General features: G+C 67.5%; 18 protein-coding genes. 10 read left to right on the top strand and 8 right to left on the bottom strand.

The genetic code is table 11. From position 1 onward, the window contains the following. Positions 1-92 precede the first annotated feature (92 nt). A complete protein-coding gene (locus tag FHG66_RS04420) occupies positions 93-425 on the top strand; it encodes a DUF952 domain-containing protein (RefSeq protein WP_139075524.1) in 333 nt (110 codons plus the stop codon). Next, positions 422-1,477, top strand: a complete 1,056-nt coding sequence (locus FHG66_RS04415; protein WP_139075469.1) for a quinone-dependent dihydroorotate dehydrogenase — start codon at positions 422-424, stop codon at positions 1,475-1,477. Before FHG66_RS04420 ends, FHG66_RS04415 begins: the two co-directional genes overlap by 4 nt. Here FHG66_RS04415 and FHG66_RS04410 read toward each other — a convergent pair. The 3 genes from FHG66_RS04410 to FHG66_RS04400 are packed head-to-tail and all read right to left on the bottom strand — an operon-like array spanning position 1,474 to position 3,706. Further along, on the bottom strand, positions 1,474-2,784 hold the full coding sequence (locus tag FHG66_RS04410) for an MATE family efflux transporter (protein WP_139075468.1): 1,311 nt from the start codon (positions 2,782-2,784) through the stop codon (positions 1,474-1,476). The genes FHG66_RS04415 and FHG66_RS04410 overlap by 4 nt on opposite strands. Next, positions 2,781-3,272, bottom strand: a complete 492-nt coding sequence (locus tag FHG66_RS04405) for a PaaI family thioesterase (protein WP_139075467.1) — start codon at positions 3,270-3,272, stop codon at positions 2,781-2,783. Before FHG66_RS04405 ends, FHG66_RS04410 begins: the two co-directional genes overlap by 4 nt. After that, positions 3,269-3,706, bottom strand: coding sequence for a PaaI family thioesterase (locus FHG66_RS04400; protein ID WP_139075466.1), 438 nt, complete (start codon positions 3,704-3,706; stop codon positions 3,269-3,271). Before FHG66_RS04400 ends, FHG66_RS04405 begins: the two co-directional genes overlap by 4 nt. Positions 3,707-3,811: 105 nt before the next feature. Between FHG66_RS04400 and FHG66_RS04395 the strand changes: the two genes are divergently transcribed. The 8 genes from FHG66_RS04395 (at position 3,812) to FHG66_RS04360 (ending at position 12,449) form a co-directional block, all read left to right on the top strand. Continuing rightward, the gene (locus FHG66_RS04395) at positions 3,812-4,195 is read left to right on the top strand and encodes a MerR family transcriptional regulator (RefSeq protein WP_139075465.1); all 384 of its coding nucleotides are present in this window, start codon (positions 3,812-3,814) and stop codon (positions 4,193-4,195) included. A gap of 138 nt (positions 4,196-4,333) precedes the next feature. Beyond that, positions 4,334-4,732 carry a MerR family transcriptional regulator gene (locus tag FHG66_RS04390; RefSeq protein WP_139075464.1) on the top strand — a complete coding sequence of 133 codons (399 nt, stop codon included), beginning with the start codon at positions 4,334-4,336 and terminating at the stop codon, positions 4,730-4,732. A gap of 29 nt (positions 4,733-4,761) precedes the next feature. After that, positions 4,762-6,540 carry an acyl-CoA dehydrogenase C-terminal domain-containing protein gene (locus FHG66_RS04385; protein ID WP_139075463.1) on the top strand — a complete coding sequence of 593 codons (1,779 nt, stop codon included), beginning with the start codon at positions 4,762-4,764 and terminating at the stop codon, positions 6,538-6,540. A 70-nt stretch (positions 6,541-6,610) separates the two neighbouring features. After that, positions 6,611-7,240 (top strand): glutathione S-transferase family protein, encoded by a 630-nt coding sequence (locus FHG66_RS04380; RefSeq protein ID WP_139075462.1) that lies wholly within the window; start codon positions 6,611-6,613, stop codon positions 7,238-7,240. A gap of 9 nt (positions 7,241-7,249) precedes the next feature. Further along, positions 7,250-8,461 carry an acetyl-CoA C-acetyltransferase gene (locus FHG66_RS04375; protein WP_139075461.1) on the top strand — a complete coding sequence of 404 codons (1,212 nt, stop codon included), beginning with the start codon at positions 7,250-7,252 and terminating at the stop codon, positions 8,459-8,461. A gap of 135 nt (positions 8,462-8,596) precedes the next feature. After that, positions 8,597-8,995: a hypothetical protein gene (locus FHG66_RS04370; RefSeq protein WP_176556118.1), complete on the top strand. Its 399-nt coding sequence runs from the start codon at positions 8,597-8,599 to the stop codon at positions 8,993-8,995. A 94-nt stretch (positions 8,996-9,089) separates the two neighbouring features. After that, positions 9,090-11,288, top strand: coding sequence for an FAD-dependent oxidoreductase (locus FHG66_RS04365; protein WP_139075459.1), 2,199 nt, complete (start codon positions 9,090-9,092; stop codon positions 11,286-11,288). Between the two features lie 144 nt (positions 11,289-11,432). Next, positions 11,433-12,449 (top strand): hypothetical protein, encoded by a 1,017-nt coding sequence (locus tag FHG66_RS04360; protein WP_139075458.1) that lies wholly within the window; start codon positions 11,433-11,435, stop codon positions 12,447-12,449. A gap of 46 nt (positions 12,450-12,495) precedes the next feature. On the opposite strand, the gene upp is transcribed toward FHG66_RS04360, so the two are convergent. Genes upp through FHG66_RS04335 form a run of 5 tightly spaced genes read right to left on the bottom strand, consistent with a single transcriptional unit; the run spans position 12,496 to position 17,078 of the window. Further along, positions 12,496-13,191 carry a uracil phosphoribosyltransferase gene (gene upp / locus FHG66_RS04355; RefSeq protein WP_139075457.1) on the bottom strand — a complete coding sequence of 232 codons (696 nt, stop codon included), beginning with the start codon at positions 13,189-13,191 and terminating at the stop codon, positions 12,496-12,498. Beyond that, positions 13,188-14,174 (bottom strand): adenosine deaminase, encoded by a 987-nt coding sequence (locus tag FHG66_RS04350; RefSeq protein WP_139075456.1) that lies wholly within the window; start codon positions 14,172-14,174, stop codon positions 13,188-13,190. The genes upp and FHG66_RS04350 overlap by 4 nt, the downstream gene beginning before the upstream one ends. Then, the gene (locus tag FHG66_RS04345) at positions 14,171-15,346 is read right to left on the bottom strand and encodes a phosphopentomutase (protein ID WP_139075455.1); all 1,176 of its coding nucleotides are present in this window, start codon (positions 15,344-15,346) and stop codon (positions 14,171-14,173) included. The genes FHG66_RS04350 and FHG66_RS04345 overlap by 4 nt, the downstream gene beginning before the upstream one ends. Continuing rightward, positions 15,343-16,695 (bottom strand): thymidine phosphorylase, encoded by a 1,353-nt coding sequence (locus FHG66_RS04340; RefSeq protein ID WP_246082451.1) that lies wholly within the window; start codon positions 16,693-16,695, stop codon positions 15,343-15,345. Before FHG66_RS04340 ends, FHG66_RS04345 begins: the two co-directional genes overlap by 4 nt. Beyond that, positions 16,692-17,078, bottom strand: a complete 387-nt coding sequence (locus FHG66_RS04335; RefSeq protein ID WP_139075454.1) for a cytidine deaminase — start codon at positions 17,076-17,078, stop codon at positions 16,692-16,694. Before FHG66_RS04335 ends, FHG66_RS04340 begins: the two co-directional genes overlap by 4 nt. Between the last annotated feature and the right edge of the window lie 95 nt (positions 17,079-17,173).

Below are 17,173 nucleotides of genomic sequence, written 5' to 3'. Positions count from 1 at the left end.
GACGGCGGGGTCAAAGCCGGGATAGCCGGCCTATGAGACAGCCCTGTGAACGCGGCTTGACCCGCACGCGGAGGCGGCGCATCTGGCGCAGCATGGCCATCTACAAGATCTTTCGCGGGCCCGAATGGGACGCCTTCGCCGCCGCCGGGCACAGCCAGGGGGCGCCCATCGACCTGCGGGACGGCTACGTTCACCTGTCCACCGCCGCCCAGGTCGAGGAGACCGCTGCCCGGCACTTCGCGGGCGAGGACGGGCTCATGCTCCTGGCCGTGGACGAGACCCGTCTCGTGCCCGAACTGCGGTGGGAGCCTTCGCGCGGCGGCGCGCTTTTCCCGCATCTCTACCGCGAGCTTCGGGCCGAGGACGTGCTCTGGTCCGCACCCCTCCCCCTCGACGGCGGGCAGCACAGGTTTCCACCGGTATGAGGCGGCTGATCGAACAGGCGGGCCTGCGCGCTCTGCAGCGCATGGACCCCGAGGCCGCGCACGGCCTGGCACTCAGGGCGTTGCAGGCAGGGCTTGGCCCGGCTGGCGGCCCGGTGACATCGCCCCGCCTGCGGACGAACCTTGCCGGGCTGGACCTTCCCAACCCGGTGGGCGTGGCGGCCGGATTCGACAAGAACGCCGTTGCGTTGTCCGGCCTCGCCCGAAGCCCCCTCGGCTTTGCCGAGGTGGGGGCGGTGACCCCCCGGCCGCAGGACGGCAATCCCCGACCGCGCCTGTTCCGCCTGGCCGAGGACAGGGCCGTGATCAATCGCTTCGGCTTCAACAACGAAGGCATGGAAACCGTGGGGGATCGGCTCGCCCGGCGGCCCGGCGCGATGGTGCTGGGCGTGAACCTGGGGGCCAACAAGGATAGCGAGGATCGCGCCGGCGACTTCGCCCTTGTCCTGGCGCGCCTTGGACCCTTCGTCGACTTTGCGACCGTCAACGTGTCATCCCCCAACACCGAGCGTTTGCGCGACCTTCAGGGCCGCGCCGCGCTTTCGGCGCTCCTGGCGCGCGTAATGGAAGCGCGTGAGGGCCTGCCCCGTCCCATTCCGATCCTCCTCAAGATCGCGCCCGACCTGTCCGAGGAGGAGTTGGCCGACGTGGCCGGTGTAGCGAACGCCTCGGGTCTTGCCGGGATCGTGGCCACCAACACAACCCTGTCCCGCGATGGCCTGCGCAGCGCCCATGCAGGTGAAAAGGGCGGCCTGTCCGGCGCGCCGCTCTTTGAACGCTCCACGCGCGTGCTGGCGCGGCTTTCGACGCTGACGGCCTTACCCCTGATCGGCGTTGGCGGCGTGGACTCGGCCGAGGCTGCCTTTGCCAAGATCCGCGCGGGGGCGAGCGCCGTGCAACTCTACACCGCACTCGCCTATGGCGGCCTGTCGCTTGCGGACAAGATCGCGCGCGGCCTTGATGCGCTTCTCCAAAGGCACGGCTTTGCCAGCGTCGCCCAGGCCGTCGGCACCGGACGCGGCGACTGGCTCTAGCCTGCGGCCCGCTCCAGCGCCGGATAGCGCCAGGCGAGCGTAACCGCGCGCAGCACCCAGCTCAGGACAAGCGCCGCCCAGAGACCGTGATTGCCCAATGCCCCCGTCAGCGGCCAGGCCATCGCGAAGTAAAGCGTCACCGCGATCACGGTCATGTTGCGCATGTCCCGCGTCCGCGTCGCGCCGATGAAGATCCCGTCCAGCATCCACGACGGCAGGCCGACGACCGGCGCGGCCACGACCCAAGGCAGGAAACGCGCCGCCTCGGCACGCACCTCGGGGGCCGTCGTCATGGCCGCGATGATGGCCGGCCCCGCAAACGCGTAGCTTAGCCCAAGCAGCACCGCCATGACGCCACCCCAGACCGAGGCAAGGCGTATGGCGCGGCGCAGCTCCGCGATCCGCCCGGCCCCGAACGCCTGCCCGACAAGGGCCTCGGTCGCGAAGGCAAAGCCATCCAGGGCAAAGGCCGCTACGTTGACGAATTGCATGAGCACCTGGTTGGCCGCCAGCGTCACGTCGCCCAGACCCGCGCCCCAGAACTGGAAGGAGACAAAGATCGACAGCAGCAGGACCGTCCGCACCAGGATGTCGGCATTGACCTGCGCTATGACCCGCAGCCGCGTCCGGTCGAGCACCCGTGGCCAGTCCCGCCAGGCTGCTCCGCGGAACGCGGCGCGGCAGAGCCATAGCCCCAGGATCAGGCCGGACCATTCGGCCAGGGCCGTCGCCAGGGCCACCCCCGGCACGCCCCAACCCAGCCCCAGCACGAACCACAGATCGAGGGTGATGTTGACGCCGTTGGTCCAGAACTGGATCGCGAGCACGCTGCGGGTCCGCTCCTGCGCGATGAGCCAGCCATTGATGCCGTAGGCCGCGATGGCGGCCGGCGCCGACCAGATCCGGATTGCCATGTATTGCCGTGCGAGACTTTCGACCTCCTCCGAGGCCGGCGAGAGCCGGAACGCCGCGGCGAACAGCGCGGACTGGGCGATGATCAGCAGGACCCCAGCGGTCAGCCCGATCAGGAGCGCGCGGGACAGGAGCGCCGCCACTTCTGCCCTGTCCCCGGCCCCGCGCGCCTGTGCGGTCAGTCCGGTGGTTCCCATCCGAAGAAAGCCGAAGATCCAGTAGATCGCGCTCAGCACCACGGCGCCGATCCCGACGGCGCCGAGTGGCGCGGCCTGCCCAAGCTGGCCCACCACGGCCGTATCCACGGCCCCTAGAAGGGGTACCGTGGCATTCGACAGGACGATGGGCAGCGCGATCCGAAGAACCCGCGCGTGAGTGATCGCCTCAGCAGTCACTGCGCCGCTTCGGGCATCAGGAAATGTCCCGTGGCCTGCGCGAAGAGCCTCGCGCGGTTGTCCTGCCAAGCCTCAACATGGACGCTAGCGTAGCGTCGGCCCGACCGGTTGACCCGCGCCCGCGCATAGGCGTCCCGCGGCAAACCCGACCGAAGATAGTCCACCGTGAAGTCGATGGTCTTGGGCAGGCGCAAGGGTGCATCGGGCCCGATCCGCCCGGCCTCCATCTCCTCCCACATGGCGGTCCAGGCGAGTTCGACGATCGCAGTTGCTTCGAGGAACCCCGCCGTAGCCCCGCCATGCAGGGCCGGAAGGATGGGGTTGCCGATCAGTTCGTCCCGGAACGGCAACACGGAGGTCAGCTCGTCTCCTCGCCGGTCGAACCGGAGACCCAGGAAGGCGATGAAGGGCACCCCACCCACCAACCGCTCCAGCGCCGCATCGCGACGGCCCTTGACGACCTGCACGGGTTCGGGCGGCGCCCTCATGGCGCGGGCTCGATCATGAAGGCTCCGGTCGCGGTGGCAATCGGCCGGTCGTCCCCGTCCGTGGCGGTCGCCCGGACGAACGCGACGGTCCGGGTGATATGATAGCATTCGGCACGCGCGGTGATCACCCGGTCGGGCATGGCGGCGCGCATGTAGTCGATGCGAAGGTCCAGGGTCGCGGTCCGCCGCGGTGCGCTGGCATGGGACATTACGGCCGTTCCCGCACAGGTGTCCATCAGGGCGAACACCGCGCCGCCATGGATCACCCCTGTCTCGGGATCGCCGACCAGCTGCACGTTCCACGGCATCAGGATCTCGGCCATGCCGTCGCCCAGCCGGACCAGGGTCAGGCCCAAGGCCTTGGCGTAAGGAAGAGCCGAGATGAACCGTTGCGCGATCTCGTCCCGCGCGGCGGAGGTGAGGTCAGGTGTCATGGGGCGGCAGCTTGCCACGACCGGCCCGGCGCGCAAGCCGGAACCCTGCGTCGCGAGGTTGCCCGTGCGTCGTCCAGGGTTTAGGTTGCGGCGCAGCGAGGGGTCATGCCAGACGAGAAACCCGAAACACGGCTTTCGTTCAAGGAGATGTGCGCGCGTTTCGACGTAACGCCGCGCACCCTTCGTTACTACGAATACATCGAGCTCCTTTCGCCCGAAAAGGAAGGTCGCGCCCGCTACTACGGCCCGCGCGAGGTTGCGCGAATGACGCTGGTCCTGCGCGGTCGCAAGTTCGGCTTCTCGCTCGAGGAGATCCGGCAGTGGCTCCTCATCTACGAGAAGGAAGGTACCGAGGCCCAGATGCGGCGGTTCCTCGACATGGCCGATCGTCAGCTGGGTGAACTGGCGGAGCAGCAGCGACAACTCGAAACGACCGTCGCGGAATTGCAGCAACTGCGCGCCGATACGGCCCGATCCATCGGGTCCTGACCGCTCCGCTTTGACCTGCGGTCATGCTGCGGCGTGACGTCGCGTTACGTTTACGTCAACGCCACCTCTGCTTGTAAGGTGAAACGGACTGGCCCATCTGCCGCCGGACGTGGCGGCAAGAACAAGAGGGCCAACCCGATGACCGACCAATTGATGACGATCCGCGAGATGTGCGAGCAGTTCGACGTGACAGCCAGGGCCCTGCGCTTCTACGAAGCCAAGGAGTTGCTGTTTCCGATCCGGGAAGGAACCCGGCGCCTTTTCACCAAGGCGGACCGGGCGCGGCTCACACTGATCCTGCGGGGCAAGCGCTTTGGGTTCTCCCTCGAGGAGATCCGGCAACTTCTCGACCTTTACGAAGGCGGCAAGGGCCGGACCGAGCAGCTTGCGCGGACTTGCGACGTGGCCGAACGCCACCTGGCCGAGATGGAGGAGCGCCGGGCCATGCTCGACGCGACCATCAAGGACCTGCGCGACCAGATCGAATGGGGCCGGTCCGAGCTGGCCCGGCAGGGGGCCCGCGCCACGGCCGCCTGAAGGAACGCTTAACGGGGGGAACGCGAGGAATGCCGATCTATCAGAGCCCGCTCAAGGACATGCAGTTCGTTCTTCACGAGGTGCTGCGGGTGAGCGAGGACGATTGCCCAGGCTTCGCGGACCTTGACCGCGACACCACGGGTGCGATCCTCGAAGAGGCGGGCCGCGTGGCTTCGGACATCCTCCTTCCCCTCAACGCCGTCGGCGACCGCGAAGGATGCAGGCTGGAGAACGGTGTCGTTCGCACGCCCTCGGGTTTCCAAGACGCCATGCGCGTCATGCGCGAGGGCGGCTGGACCTCCATCGACTGCGATCCGGCCTATGGTGGCCAAGGCTTGCCGTACGTCATGCACACCGCCGCGCAGGAGGCCTTCGTGTCGGCGAACATGGCTTTCAACATGTACCAGGGCCTGACGCACGGCGCGTATTCCGCGATCCACATCCATGGGTCCGAGGAGCAGAAGCAGACCTACCTGCCCAAGCTCACCACCTGCGAGTGGACGGGCACCATGAACCTGACCGAGCCGCATGCCGGCACGGATCTGGGTATCATGCGGACCCGCGCTGTCCCCAATGGCGACGGCACCTATGCCATCACCGGGCAGAAGATCTTCATCTCGTCCGGCGAGCACGACCTCGCGGAGAACATCATCCATCTGGTGCTGGCCAAGATTCCTGGCGGGCCTGACGGAACCAAGGGTGTTTCCTTGTTCATCGTGCCGAAGTTCCTGGTGAACGAGGACGGCTCTCTCGGTCAGCGCAATGCGGTTAGCTGCGGCAAGCTCGAAGAGAAGATGGGCATCCACGGCAACGCTACCTGCGTGATGAACTTCGACGGCGCGACCGGCTCCCTCCTCGGGGAGGAGCACAAGGGTATGCGCGCCATGTTCACCATGATGAACGAGGCACGCCTCGGCGTAGGGATGCAGGGGCTCGCGCAGGCCGAGATCGCCTACCAGAATGCCCTCGCCTACGCGAAGGACCGGCTCCAGGGACGCGACCTCACGGGCGCCAAGAACCCCTCCGGCCATGCCGACCCGATCATCGTCCACCCGGACGTGCGCCGCTCGCTCATGGAGCAGAAGAGCTTCGTCGAAGGGGCGCGGGCGTTCACCTATTGGGGGGCGATGCTGATCGATCGCGCGCACCGGATGGAGGACCCGGACGCCGACGGCCTGATCTCGCTGCTGACCCCCGTCCTCAAGGGCTTCCAGACCGACAAGGGCTTCGAGATGGCCGTGGCCGCCCAGCAGCTCTATGGCGGGCATGGCTACATCGAGGAATGGGGCATGTCGCAGTTCGTTCGCGACGCCCGCATCGCCATGATCTACGAGGGTGCGAACGGCATCCAGGCGCTCGATCTCGTGGGGCGCAAGCTCGCGGCGCAGGGCGGCAAGCCGATCATGGCGCTGTTCGAGGCCATCAAGGGGTTCATCAAGCAGCACGAGGGCGACGCGGACCTCAAGGCCCAGGTGCTTGATCCGCTCAAGGCGGCCTCCAAGGATCTGCAGGCGGCGGCGATGTACTTCATGGGCGCGGCTGGCAAGAACCCCAACGATGCGCTCGCGGGGGCGACCGACTTCATGCACATGATGGGCCATGTGTGCCTGGGTTATATGTGGGCCAGGATGGCCGTGGCGGCCACGGCCGCGCTGGCGGACGGAGCCGAGGACCGGACCTTCTATGAATCCAAGCTGGCCACCGCCCGTTTCTACGCGGCGCGGCAGCTCCCGGCGACGGCGATGCATCTCGCCCGGATCCAGAGCGGTGCGGCTCCGGTGATGGCATTGGAGGCGGCGAACTTCTAGGCTGACCAGCGACGACACGCATGCCAGAAGGGGGTCGTATGCATAGCTACAGGGAACGGGAGAGCCGGGCATGGGCCTGAAGCTCTACTGCTTTGGAGAGTCCGGGAACGCTTACAAGGCGGCACTGACTCTCACCCTTTGCGGGCTCGAATGGGAGCCGGTCTTCGTGGACTTCTTCCACGGCGAGGCCCGCTCTCCTGCCTTCCGTGAAATTAACCTCATGGGCGAGGTGCCGGTTCTCGTTGGTCCCGACGTGAAACTCACTCAGTCCGGGACCATCCAGCTCTGGGCGGCCGAGAGGACGGGCAAGCTCCTGGGGGATCGGGCAGAGGCGCTACGCTGGGTGTTCTTCGACAACCACAAGGTCTCGTCCCAGGCGGGAGCGCTTCGGTTCCACATGAATTTCCTTGACCCCAAGAAGCGGGAACCGGCAGTGATCGACTGGCTCAAGGGCCGCCTCGCTTCGGCGTACAAAGTTCTTGAGGCGCAGCTGGAGCGGACCCCCTTCCTTGCGGGAGATGAGGTCACCATCGGCGACACCGCCTGCTGCGGCTACCTGTTCTACCCCGAGCCCTTCGGCTTCGACCGGGCACAGTGGCCCGCCATCGACGCCTGGCTTTCACGCATCCAGGCCCTTCCGGGCTGGAAGCACCCTTACGACATGATGCCCGGTCGGCCCTCCGACCGCGCCCCCGCCTGAGAGGATGCCATGCCAGAGGCCTATATCTACGACGCCATCCGCACCCCCCGCGGCAAGGGCAAGCCCGATGGCTCGCTTCACGAAGTGACGGCGGTGCGGCTGTCCGCGCAGGTTCTCGACAACCTGAGGGAGCGGAGCGACTTGCCCGCCGACGCCGTTGAGGACGTGATCTGGGGCAATGTCACACAGATCGGCGAACAGGGTGGATGCATCGCGCGGACCGCGGTCCTGGCCTCGGACCTCGCCCAGTCGGTGCCCGGCCTAACCATCAACCGCTTCTGCGCCAGCGGCCTTGAGGCGGTGAACCTCGCCGCCAACCAGATCAGGGGCGGCGCGGGCGAAGGCTACATCGCCGGCGGCGTTGAGATGATGGGACGGGTGCCCATGGGCTCGGACGGCGCGGCTATCGCCGTGGACCCGACGCTGGCCTTGGAAACCTACTTCATGCCGCAGGGCATCGGCGCCGACGTGATCGCGACCAAGTACGGCATCACCCGCGACGAGGCCGACGCCTTTGCTGTCCAGTCTCAGAAGCGGGCCAAGGCAGCTTGGGACGACGGTCGCTTTGCGAAATCCGTGGTTCCGGTCAGGGACCAGAACGGCCTCACGATCCTGTCCCATGACGAGTATATGCGGCCCAGCACGGACATGCAGGCCCTGGGAGCCCTGGAGCCATCGTTCCGCTCCATGGGCGAGGTCATGCCCGGTTTCGACAAGGTGGCGATGATGCGGTATCCCGAACTGGAACGCATCAACCACATCCACCACGCGGGCAATTCCTCGGGGATCGTGGACGGCGCGGCGGGGCTGCTCCTGGGCTCCAAGGAATTCGGGGAGAAGCATGGGCTCAGGCCCCGCGCCCGCATCCGGGCCACCGCCAAGATCGGCTCGGACCCGTCGATCATGCTCACCGGCCCCCTGCCCGTCACCGAGAAGATCCTGCGCGAGAACGGCATGACCGTGTCCGACATCGACCTGTTCGAGGTGAACGAGGCCTTCGCCTCGGTGGTCCTGCTCTACATGCAGGCGTTCGGGGTCGATGACAGCCGCGTCAACGTCAACGGCGGGTCCATCGCCATGGGCCATCCCCTCGGCGCCACCGGGGCGATCATCTTGGGGACGCTCCTGGACGAGTTGGAACGGCGAGGTCAGGGCGTCGGACTTGCCACCTTGTGCATCGCATCGGGCATGGGCGCAGCCACGATCATCGAGAGGGTGTAGCCGTTAACCTTTCAGCACTTGGGGATTATGCCATGGCTGCGCTACAGTGTGTTCACGGGATCGCGACGGGGTCCCTGGGGCACAACTCGGGAGGCAAGGATTCGGATGGCGGCGGCCAGCATCAGGCCACTTGCGGTGACACCGCTGTTCGTTCGTCTGGGCGAACTCTTTGTCAAAGGTCGCCTGGACGAGATGTCTCGCCATTTCGCCTTTCCCTGCCCCATCGAGATCGAGGGCGGGCTTGTGGTGATACGCACGCCCAAGGTGCTGGAAGCGTTCCTGGCGACCCGGCGCTCCTCCGCGCTCTTGGCGGGCATGACCCAGATGACCCCGCGCATCGCAGCGATCGAAATGCCGCGCAAAGGTCGTTTCCGGGTCTGGCTCCGCTGGGAGTACATCTTCGAAGACGTCTGCCTGCCCGACGAATACGGGTCCGTCTATTATCTGGCCCAGAAGCCCTGGGGCGAGCTTATGATCGAGATGGTCGACTCGGTCCGGGTGCCCCCTTACGCCGCCCAAGCCCAGAGCGCCTGATCCCCTATCAACTCGCGACCGGGCCGACGCCGGGTGCCAGCCATCCGCCGATGGCATTCGCCGTTCACGCCCATCTGCACAGGAGCCCACCAGCATGACCGATTTCTCGATGCAGACGGACGACCAAGGGATCGCGGTCCTCAACTGGGACGTGCCCGGCAAGTCGATGAATGTGCTGAACCTCGAATCGCTCAAGGAACTGGACGCGCTCGTCGAGCAGGCCCTGGCCGACCCTGCGGTCACAGGAATCGTGATCACCAGCGGCAAGAAGGATTTCGCGGCCGGGATGGACCTGAACGTGATCGCGTCCATGCGCGACTCGGCGGGTAACGAACCGGCACGCGGCCTGTTTGAAGGTATCATGTCGATGCACCATGCGCTTCGTCGCATAGAACGGGCGGGCATGGATCCCAAGACCGGCAAAGGGGGCAAACCCATCGCGGCCGCCCTGCCCGGCACCGCCCTCGGCATCGGCTACGAGATCCCCCTGGCCTGCCACCGGATCTTTGCCGCTGACAACCCCCGCGCCAAGATCGGCCTGCCCGAGATCAAGGTCGGCATCTTCCCTGGCGCGGGCGGCACCACCCGCCTCGTGCGCAAGCTCGGAGCCATGGCGGCGTCCTCCTGGCTTCTCGAAGGCAAGACGGTGGACCCTCAGGCTGCCAAGGCGGCGGGTCTCATCGACGAGGTCGTTCCGGCCGAGGGGCTGCTGGACCATGCCAAGGCTTGGGTGCTGTCGGCCGTGGGGACTGAACTGGCAAAGCCCTGGGACCGCAAGGATTACAGGATGCCGGGCGGCGCGCCTTACCATCCGACGGGCTTCATGACCTTCGTTGGCGCCTCGGCCATGGTGAACGGCAAGACCTTCGGGGCTTATCCTGCGGCCAAGGCCCTACTGTCCGCCGTCTACGAAGGCGCGCTGGTCAACTTCGACAACGCGCTCAGGATCGAGGCGCGGTGGTTCGTGAACGTCCTGATGAACCCGTCCTCCTCGGCCATGATCCGGTCGCTGTTCATCAACATGCAAGCCTTGGGCAAAGGCGCGAACCGGCCCGAGGCTCCGGACCAGAAAGCCCGCAGGCTGGGAGTCCTGGGTGCTGGCATGATGGGCGCGGGGATCGCCTATGTGGCAGCGAATGCCGGGATTGAGGTCGTGCTGGTCGACTCCTCCGAGGAGGCCGCAAGCCGCGGCAAGGCACATTCCGAAGGTCTGCTGTCGAAAGGCGTCAGCCGTCGCAAGGTGACCGAGGAGAAGAAGGCCGAGACCCTCGCCCGCATCACGCCGACGACGGATTACGCGGCGCTGACGGACTGCGACCTGATCGTGGAAGCGGTCTTCGAGGACCCGTCCGTCAAGGCCGAGGTGACGCGCAAGGTGCTGCAGCATGTCGGCCCCGACTGCATCTTTGCCACCAACACCTCGACCCTGCCGATCACGGACCTCGCCAAGGCGTCGGACAATCGGGGCCAGTTCATCGGCATCCACTTCTTCTCCCCCGTGGACAAGATGCAGCTCGTCGAGATCATCCGGGGCAAGGAGACGGGCAACCGTGCCGTGGCCAAGGCGCTCGACTTCGCGCGGCAGATCGGCAAGACGCCCATCGTCGTGAACGATGCGCGGTTCTTCTACGCCAACCGCTGCATCATCCCCTACCTGAACGAGGGGGTGCGAATGGTGGCCGAAGGCGTCAAGCCTGCCCTCATCGAGAACGCGGCCAAGCTCGCGGGGATGCCGCTCGGGCCCTTGCAGCTCATCGACGAGACCAGCATCGACCTCGGGGTGAAGATCGCGAAAGCCACCAAGGCCGCGCTCGGTGACGCCTACAAGGACGATGCCGTGGATCGGGTGCTGTTCCCCATGGCGGATGAGGGGCGACTGGGTCGCAAGGCCAAGGCAGGCTTTTATACCTACGACGACAAGGGTGAGCGCACTGGCCTATGGCCCGACCTCACCAACCGCTTCCCACCGGCGGACCCGCAACCAGACCTTCAGGAGGTGCAGGAACGTCTCCTTTTTGCGCAGGTGCTCGAAGCGGTGCGCGCCCTTGAGGACGGGGTACTGACCGATATCCGAGAGGGTGACGTGGGCGCGATCCTGGGCTGGGGCTTCGCGCCGTGGTCCGGGGGCCCTTTCTCCTGGCTCGATATGCTGGGGGCGCCCTATGCCGTCGCCCGCTGTGAGGAACTGGCGGCGCAGCACGGCGACCGCTTCGCCCCGCCCGCGCTCCTGCGCGAGATGGCCGATCGTGGCGACACCTTCTATGGCCGGTTCGCGCCAGCCAAGGCCGCCTGACGCGATCCAGGCCCGGGAGCCGACACAAGGCCGCTCCCGGGCCGTGGAGAGCTCTGCACAAGCAGGGCCGCGTCGCAGCCGTCCCACCTTCCCCTTCCTCGGCCGGCCGGGCTATGTGGTGCCGCGAAGCTTTTCCCGAGGATCATGACCGCCCTTTCCCGATACACCCGTCTCGAATCCACGGGATGCTGGCGCACGGTCCCCAGCGACAGCGGGAGGGAGGTCGTCGTATCCTTCGGAAAGGCCACGCTCGTGCTGGCCGAAGGATCGGGCCAGCCGCTCGCGCACTGGTCCCTGCCAGCCGTGGCACGGCTCAATCCCGGTCAGGCTCCGGCCCTGTTCGCGCCCGACGAAGCAGGGTCCGAGACGCTGGAGATCAATGACGAGATCATGGTCGCCGCCATCGAAACCGTGCGGGCCAGCGTGGCCAGACGGAAATCGAACCCACGCCAGGTCCGCTGGGGCGTCATCGGGGCCGCCTCGGCCGCAACGCTGATCGCCGCCGCGATCTGGCTTCCGGCCTCGCTCCGGCAGGAGGCTCTCAAGGTCGTGCCCCTGCCCAAGCGGACCGAGATCGGCGCGACGCTCTTGGGCCACATGCAGCAGCGGCTGGGGCCGGCCTGCCGCGATCCGCTGGGATCCGAGGCCCTCGACCGTCTTCACGACCGCATCCTGGGCGAAACCGGACAGGCCGTCGTGCTTCCACTGGGGCCCGCAACGCCCCTGGCCCTTCCGGGCGGCATCGTTGTTCTTTCGCGCGAGATGATCGAGCGCGCCGCCGAACCCGCGGTCGTGGCCGGGCAGCTTCTGGCCGCGCGCGCAGCGCAGGGTGAAGCCGATCCACTCGCTCATCTGCTGGACGACGCGGGGCCCTGGGCCACGATGCGGCTGCTCACGACGGGCAACCTCGCCACCGATGCGCTGGCCAGCCATGCCGACCGCCTGCTGGCCGAGGAGAGCCCGGCCCTGGGCCCTGACATCCTGGGTCCAGCCTTTGCCCAGGCCGAAGTGGCGATCACGCCATTCGCCTTGGACCGTGACCCGACCGGAGTCACCGTGGCCGACCTTGTGGCCGCCGATCCCTACGCGGAGGGTGACGCCCCGCTCCTCATCACCGATTCCGAGTGGGTCGCGCTTCAGGGCATCTGCCAGGGCGGCTGACATGGCAACGGGCGGGTGGTCCTGGCCGACCACCAGTACCCATGGCCTACTTCGTTCCAAACATCCGATCGCCCGCATCGCCGAGTCCCGGTACGATGTAGCCATGTTCGTCCAGATGGCTGTCGATGGCTGCCGTGACGATGGCCACGTCGGGATGGGCCTCCTGCATCCGCTGAATGCCTTCGGGCGCAGCCAGCAGACACAGGAAGCGGATATCCCTGGCTCCTGCCTTCTTGAGCAGGTCCAGCGCCGCAGCCGAGGAATTGCCCGTGGCCAGCATCGGGTCCACCACGATGCAGATCCGGTCTTCCAGCGAACTGGGCACCTTGAAGTAGTATTGCACCGGCTGGAGCGTCTCGGGATCGCGGTAGAGCCCGACGAAGCCCACCCGAGCCGCCGGAATGAGGTCCAGGATGCCATCCATGAGGCCGTTGCCCGCCCGCAGGATCGAGATCAGCGCCAGCTTCTTTCCTTCGATGGTCGGCGCGTCCATCTCGGTCAGCGGCGTCTGGATCCGCGTCGTGGTCATCGGCAGCGTCCGCGTGACCTCATAAGCCAAGAGGAGGCTGATCTCGCGCAGGAGCCGCCGGAACGAGGCCGTGGAGGTGTCGTGCTCCCGCATGAGGGTGAGCTTGTGCTGCACCAGCGGATGATCGACCACGGTGACCCCCGTCGGCACGACGGGCGTGGCGGGCGCGGGCTCCACGGGCGTTCCGGGGGGCAGGTCGGGGGTGTCGTTCATGCGGCCTCCAGCGTCTTTCGTATCCGGTCCTTGGTCGCCTCGTCGCAGAACGCCGCGTCGAGCGCCACCCGGTTGAGCGCCCTCAGGTCGTCCTCGTTCCATTCAAAGATGCGTTCCAGCATCTCCCATTCCTTTGTCATGGTCGTGCGGAAGAAGGGCGGGTCGTCGGTGGATACTGTGACCTTGACCTCGCGGGCTCGCAGCGTCTCGATGGGGTGCTTTTCCCAGCTTGGCACCGCGCCCAGAAAGACGTTCGACCCCGGGCAGACCTCCAGCACGATGCCGGCCTCCGCGATCTGATCCATCAGCGCGGGGTCCTTCGCGGCCGCGATCCCGTGGCCGATCCGCTCGGGCCGCAGGTCGCGCAGGGTGTCGGCGACCATCGCCGGCCCGCCCCATTCACCGGCATGGCATGTCAGGCGCAGCCCGGCCTCGCGTGCAAGGTCGAAGCTCCAGGCGTAGTCCTTGGGTTGACCCACGGTTTCCGCCCCCGCCATGCCGAACCCGGTGACGAAGCCGCCCATCGTCTCGGCGGCGCAGAGCGCGGCCCGCCTGGCCCGGTCGGGCCCGAAGTGGCGGATGCAGGTGACGACCCCCCGCAGCGTGATCCCCGCCTGTGCCTCGGCCTGCCGCGCCGCATCCTCGATGGCGGCAAGGTAGTCGCGCCAAGCGGCTACATCCCCGCCGCCGCAGAAATCCGGACTCAGGAACACTTCGGAATAGACGACCCCGTTCGCGGCGCTTTCCTCCAGCACGGCAAGCGTCAGCCGCCGGAAGTCGTCGGGCGTGGTCAGCACCGAGCAGGCCGCTTCATAGACCTTGAGGAAGTGCGCGAACGATCCGGTCCGGTAGCCCCCGCGCTCATCGAAGATGCCCGATATGTCGGTGCCCTTTTCCGCCGCCATGCCCCGGACGAAGGCAGGCGGTGCGGCGCCTTCCAGGTGCAGGTGCAATTCCACCTTGGGAAGGTCCCGCCAGCTCACAGCACGCTCCTCCCCGGTCCCTGCGCAGGCACGCCCAGATGGGCGGCCACGCTCGCCCCCACGTCCACGAAGCCCATGAGGCCCAGTTCCCGCGCGCCTACCCCGTGCATGAGGACTGGCACGCGTTCCCGCGTGTGGTCGGTGCCGCTCCAAGTCGGGTCGTTGCCGTGATCGGCGGTGATCACGAGCAGATCTCCTTTGCGAAGCTTGGGGATCAAGTCGCCGATACCACGGTCGAACCACTCGATCTGCCGCGCATAGCCCTGCGGGTCGCGCCGGTGGCCATAATCCGTGTCGAACTCTACGAAGTTGGCGAAGACCAGCGACCCGTCCTCCGCCTCTTCTGCCAACCTGTGCAGATGATCCATCAGTGCCCGATCGGGTCCCTTGGACAAGGTGTCGATCCCCTGCATTGAGAATATGTCGCCGATCTTGCCCACGGCATGCACCGGCCGGCCCGCGTCATGCACCCAATCGCAAAGCGTGGGCGCCGGTGGCGCGATGGCGAAGTCCCTCCGGTGCGGCGTCCTTTTGAACGTTCCCGGCCCGCCGACGAAGGGGCGCGCGATCACGCGCCCCACCTTCATGGCATGCAGGGTGGGGGCGAGATCCCGACAGAGCCCGATCAGCCGGTCCAGCCCGAAGGCGTCCTCGTGGGCCGCAATCTGGAACACGCTGTCCACCGAGGTGTAGCAGATGGGCCAGCCCGTCCTCAGGTGCTCTGCGCCAAGGTTGTCGATGACCGCGGTGCCCGAAGCGTGCCTGTTCCCCAGGATGCCGTCCGTTCCCGCGATCCGGCAGACCTCTTGGACCAGATCCGGCGGGAACGCCGGTTCGGTGTTCGGAAAATACGTCCAGTCCCAAGGGACCGGAACGCCCGCCAACTCCCAGTGGCCCGATGGCGTATCCTTGCCAAGCGACACCTCTGTCGCCACGCCCCAGGCCCCGGTCACCGGCCCCGTAAGACCCGGCGCATCGAGTCCCGAAGCAAGCCGCACCGCCTCTCCCAATCCCAGTGACGAAAGGGTCGGAACACGCAATCCCACGGTCTGCGCGATGTGGCCCACCGTGTTCGCGCCCGTGTCCGGCCGGTCGCCATTGAAGAACCGGTCCGCGTCCGGGGCGCCGCCGACACCCACCGAATCCATGACCACCAAAAAGGCGCGCGTCACCCCACGCGCTCCCGCACCAGCGGCCCGAGCCGGGGCGCCTCCCCGATGCGGATCGCCGCCCGCACTGTTTCGGCGGCGGCCCTCGCCGTGCTCTCGTCCCGCGCATGGACAACCGCCAGCGGATCGCCACGCGACACCCGTGCGCCGCGCCGAACCACGCCGGTCAGGCCTACCACCGGGTCCACCGGATCGGTTTCCCTGGTCCGTCCGCCGCCCAGCCGCACAACCGCAAGGCCCAGTGCCTCGCCGTCGAACTCCGACGCGAACCCCTCCGTGTCGGCGGACACCTCCATCACGACCGGCGCTTTCGGCAGCCGCTCGCGCCATGTCGCGGCCAGATCCAAGGGTCCGCCCATCAGCGCCACCATCCTCTCGAACCGCTCCATCGCCGCGCCGGAGGCGATGGCCTCCGCCACCCGCTCCTCGCTTTCCCCTTCGGCCTCACCCGCCAGCGCCAGAAGCCGCCCGCCCAGCGCAACCGTCAGGTCATGGAGCCGCGGCGCGACCTCCCGCCGTCCTTCCATGATCTCCAGGCAGATCGCGACCTCCACCGCGTTGCCCAAGGCGGGGCACAGCGGCTCGTCCATGTCGGTCACGAGGGCCGCCGTAGGGCAGCCCGCGCCATTGGCCGCCCCCACCAGGGCCTCGGCCAGGGCGACAGCCTCGGCGTCGGTCTTCATGAAGGCGCCCGACCCGCACTTCACGTCCAGCACCAGCCCTTCGAGCCCCGCCGCAAGCTTCTTCGACAGGATCGACGCGGTGATGAGGTCGATGCTTTCCACGGTCCCGCTCACGTCCCGGATAGCATAGAGCCGGCGGTCAGCGGGCGCGATCTCGGCGGTGGCCCCGGCTATGGCGCATCCGACCTCGGTCACGATCCGGCGCAGCGCCTCCTCGCTCACCTTCGGCTCCACGCCGGGGATCGCCTCCATCTTGTCGAGCGTGCCGCCGGTATGGCCCAGCCCCCGGCCCGAGATCATCGGCACCGCCACCCCGCAGGCGGCGAGCGCGGGCGCGAGGATGAGCGACACCGCATCCCCCACGCCCCCGGTCGAATGCTTGTCGAGCACCGGCTTGTCGAGCCGCCATTCCAGCACCCGGCCCGAGTCCCGCATGGCGAGCGTCAGAGCCACGCGCCCCTGCTCTCCCAATCCTCGCAGGCAGACGCCCATCGCGAAGGCCCCGGCCTGCGCATCCGTCACCGCGCCCGAGGCGAGTCCCCGCGCGAACCACCGCAATTCGTTCTCGGTCGGAACCTCGCCCCGTCGGAGCCGCCCATTGATCCAGCGGGCGTCGAGCCTGGGTTCGGGCCTCGGTTCAGGCCTCGGTTCGGGCCGGGTATCCATCATTCCATGTCCTGATCCGAAAAGGCCCCGGGCAGCAGCGCCGCGATGGTCGTCTCGCGCATCGCGCCCCGCGTGGTGGCGAGCGTCACGGTCACGTCCCCCGCCCCGAACTCCGCGAGCTTCTGGCGGCAGCCGCCGCAGGGCGACACCGGCGTCGGGCTGTCCGCGATGACGGCCACTTCTGCGATGCGCGTGTCGCCGCCCGCGATCATGGCCGCGATGGCCCCCGCCTCGGCGCAGGTTCCCTGCGGATAGGCTGCGTTCTCCACGTTGACGCCGAGGTAGACCTGGCCCGACATGGACCGGATCGCCGCCCCGACCTTGAAGTTGGAATAGGGCGCATAGGCGTTCTCGCGCACCTGGGCTGCGGCTTCGACAAGCGTCATGGCATCCTCGCTGACATTGGCCCAGAGACTGGTGCCCCCCCGACCCGGAGGCAAGACCCGCACGCCGCGCGGACGCAAGGTCCTGGGCGCTCCAC

The organism is Rubellimicrobium rubrum (genome assembly GCF_006152115.1).
Taxonomy (GTDB): Bacteria; Pseudomonadota; Alphaproteobacteria; order Rhodobacterales; family Rhodobacteraceae; genus Rubellimicrobium; species Rubellimicrobium rubrum.
This window is presented reverse-complemented; position numbering and strand designations above follow the sequence as displayed.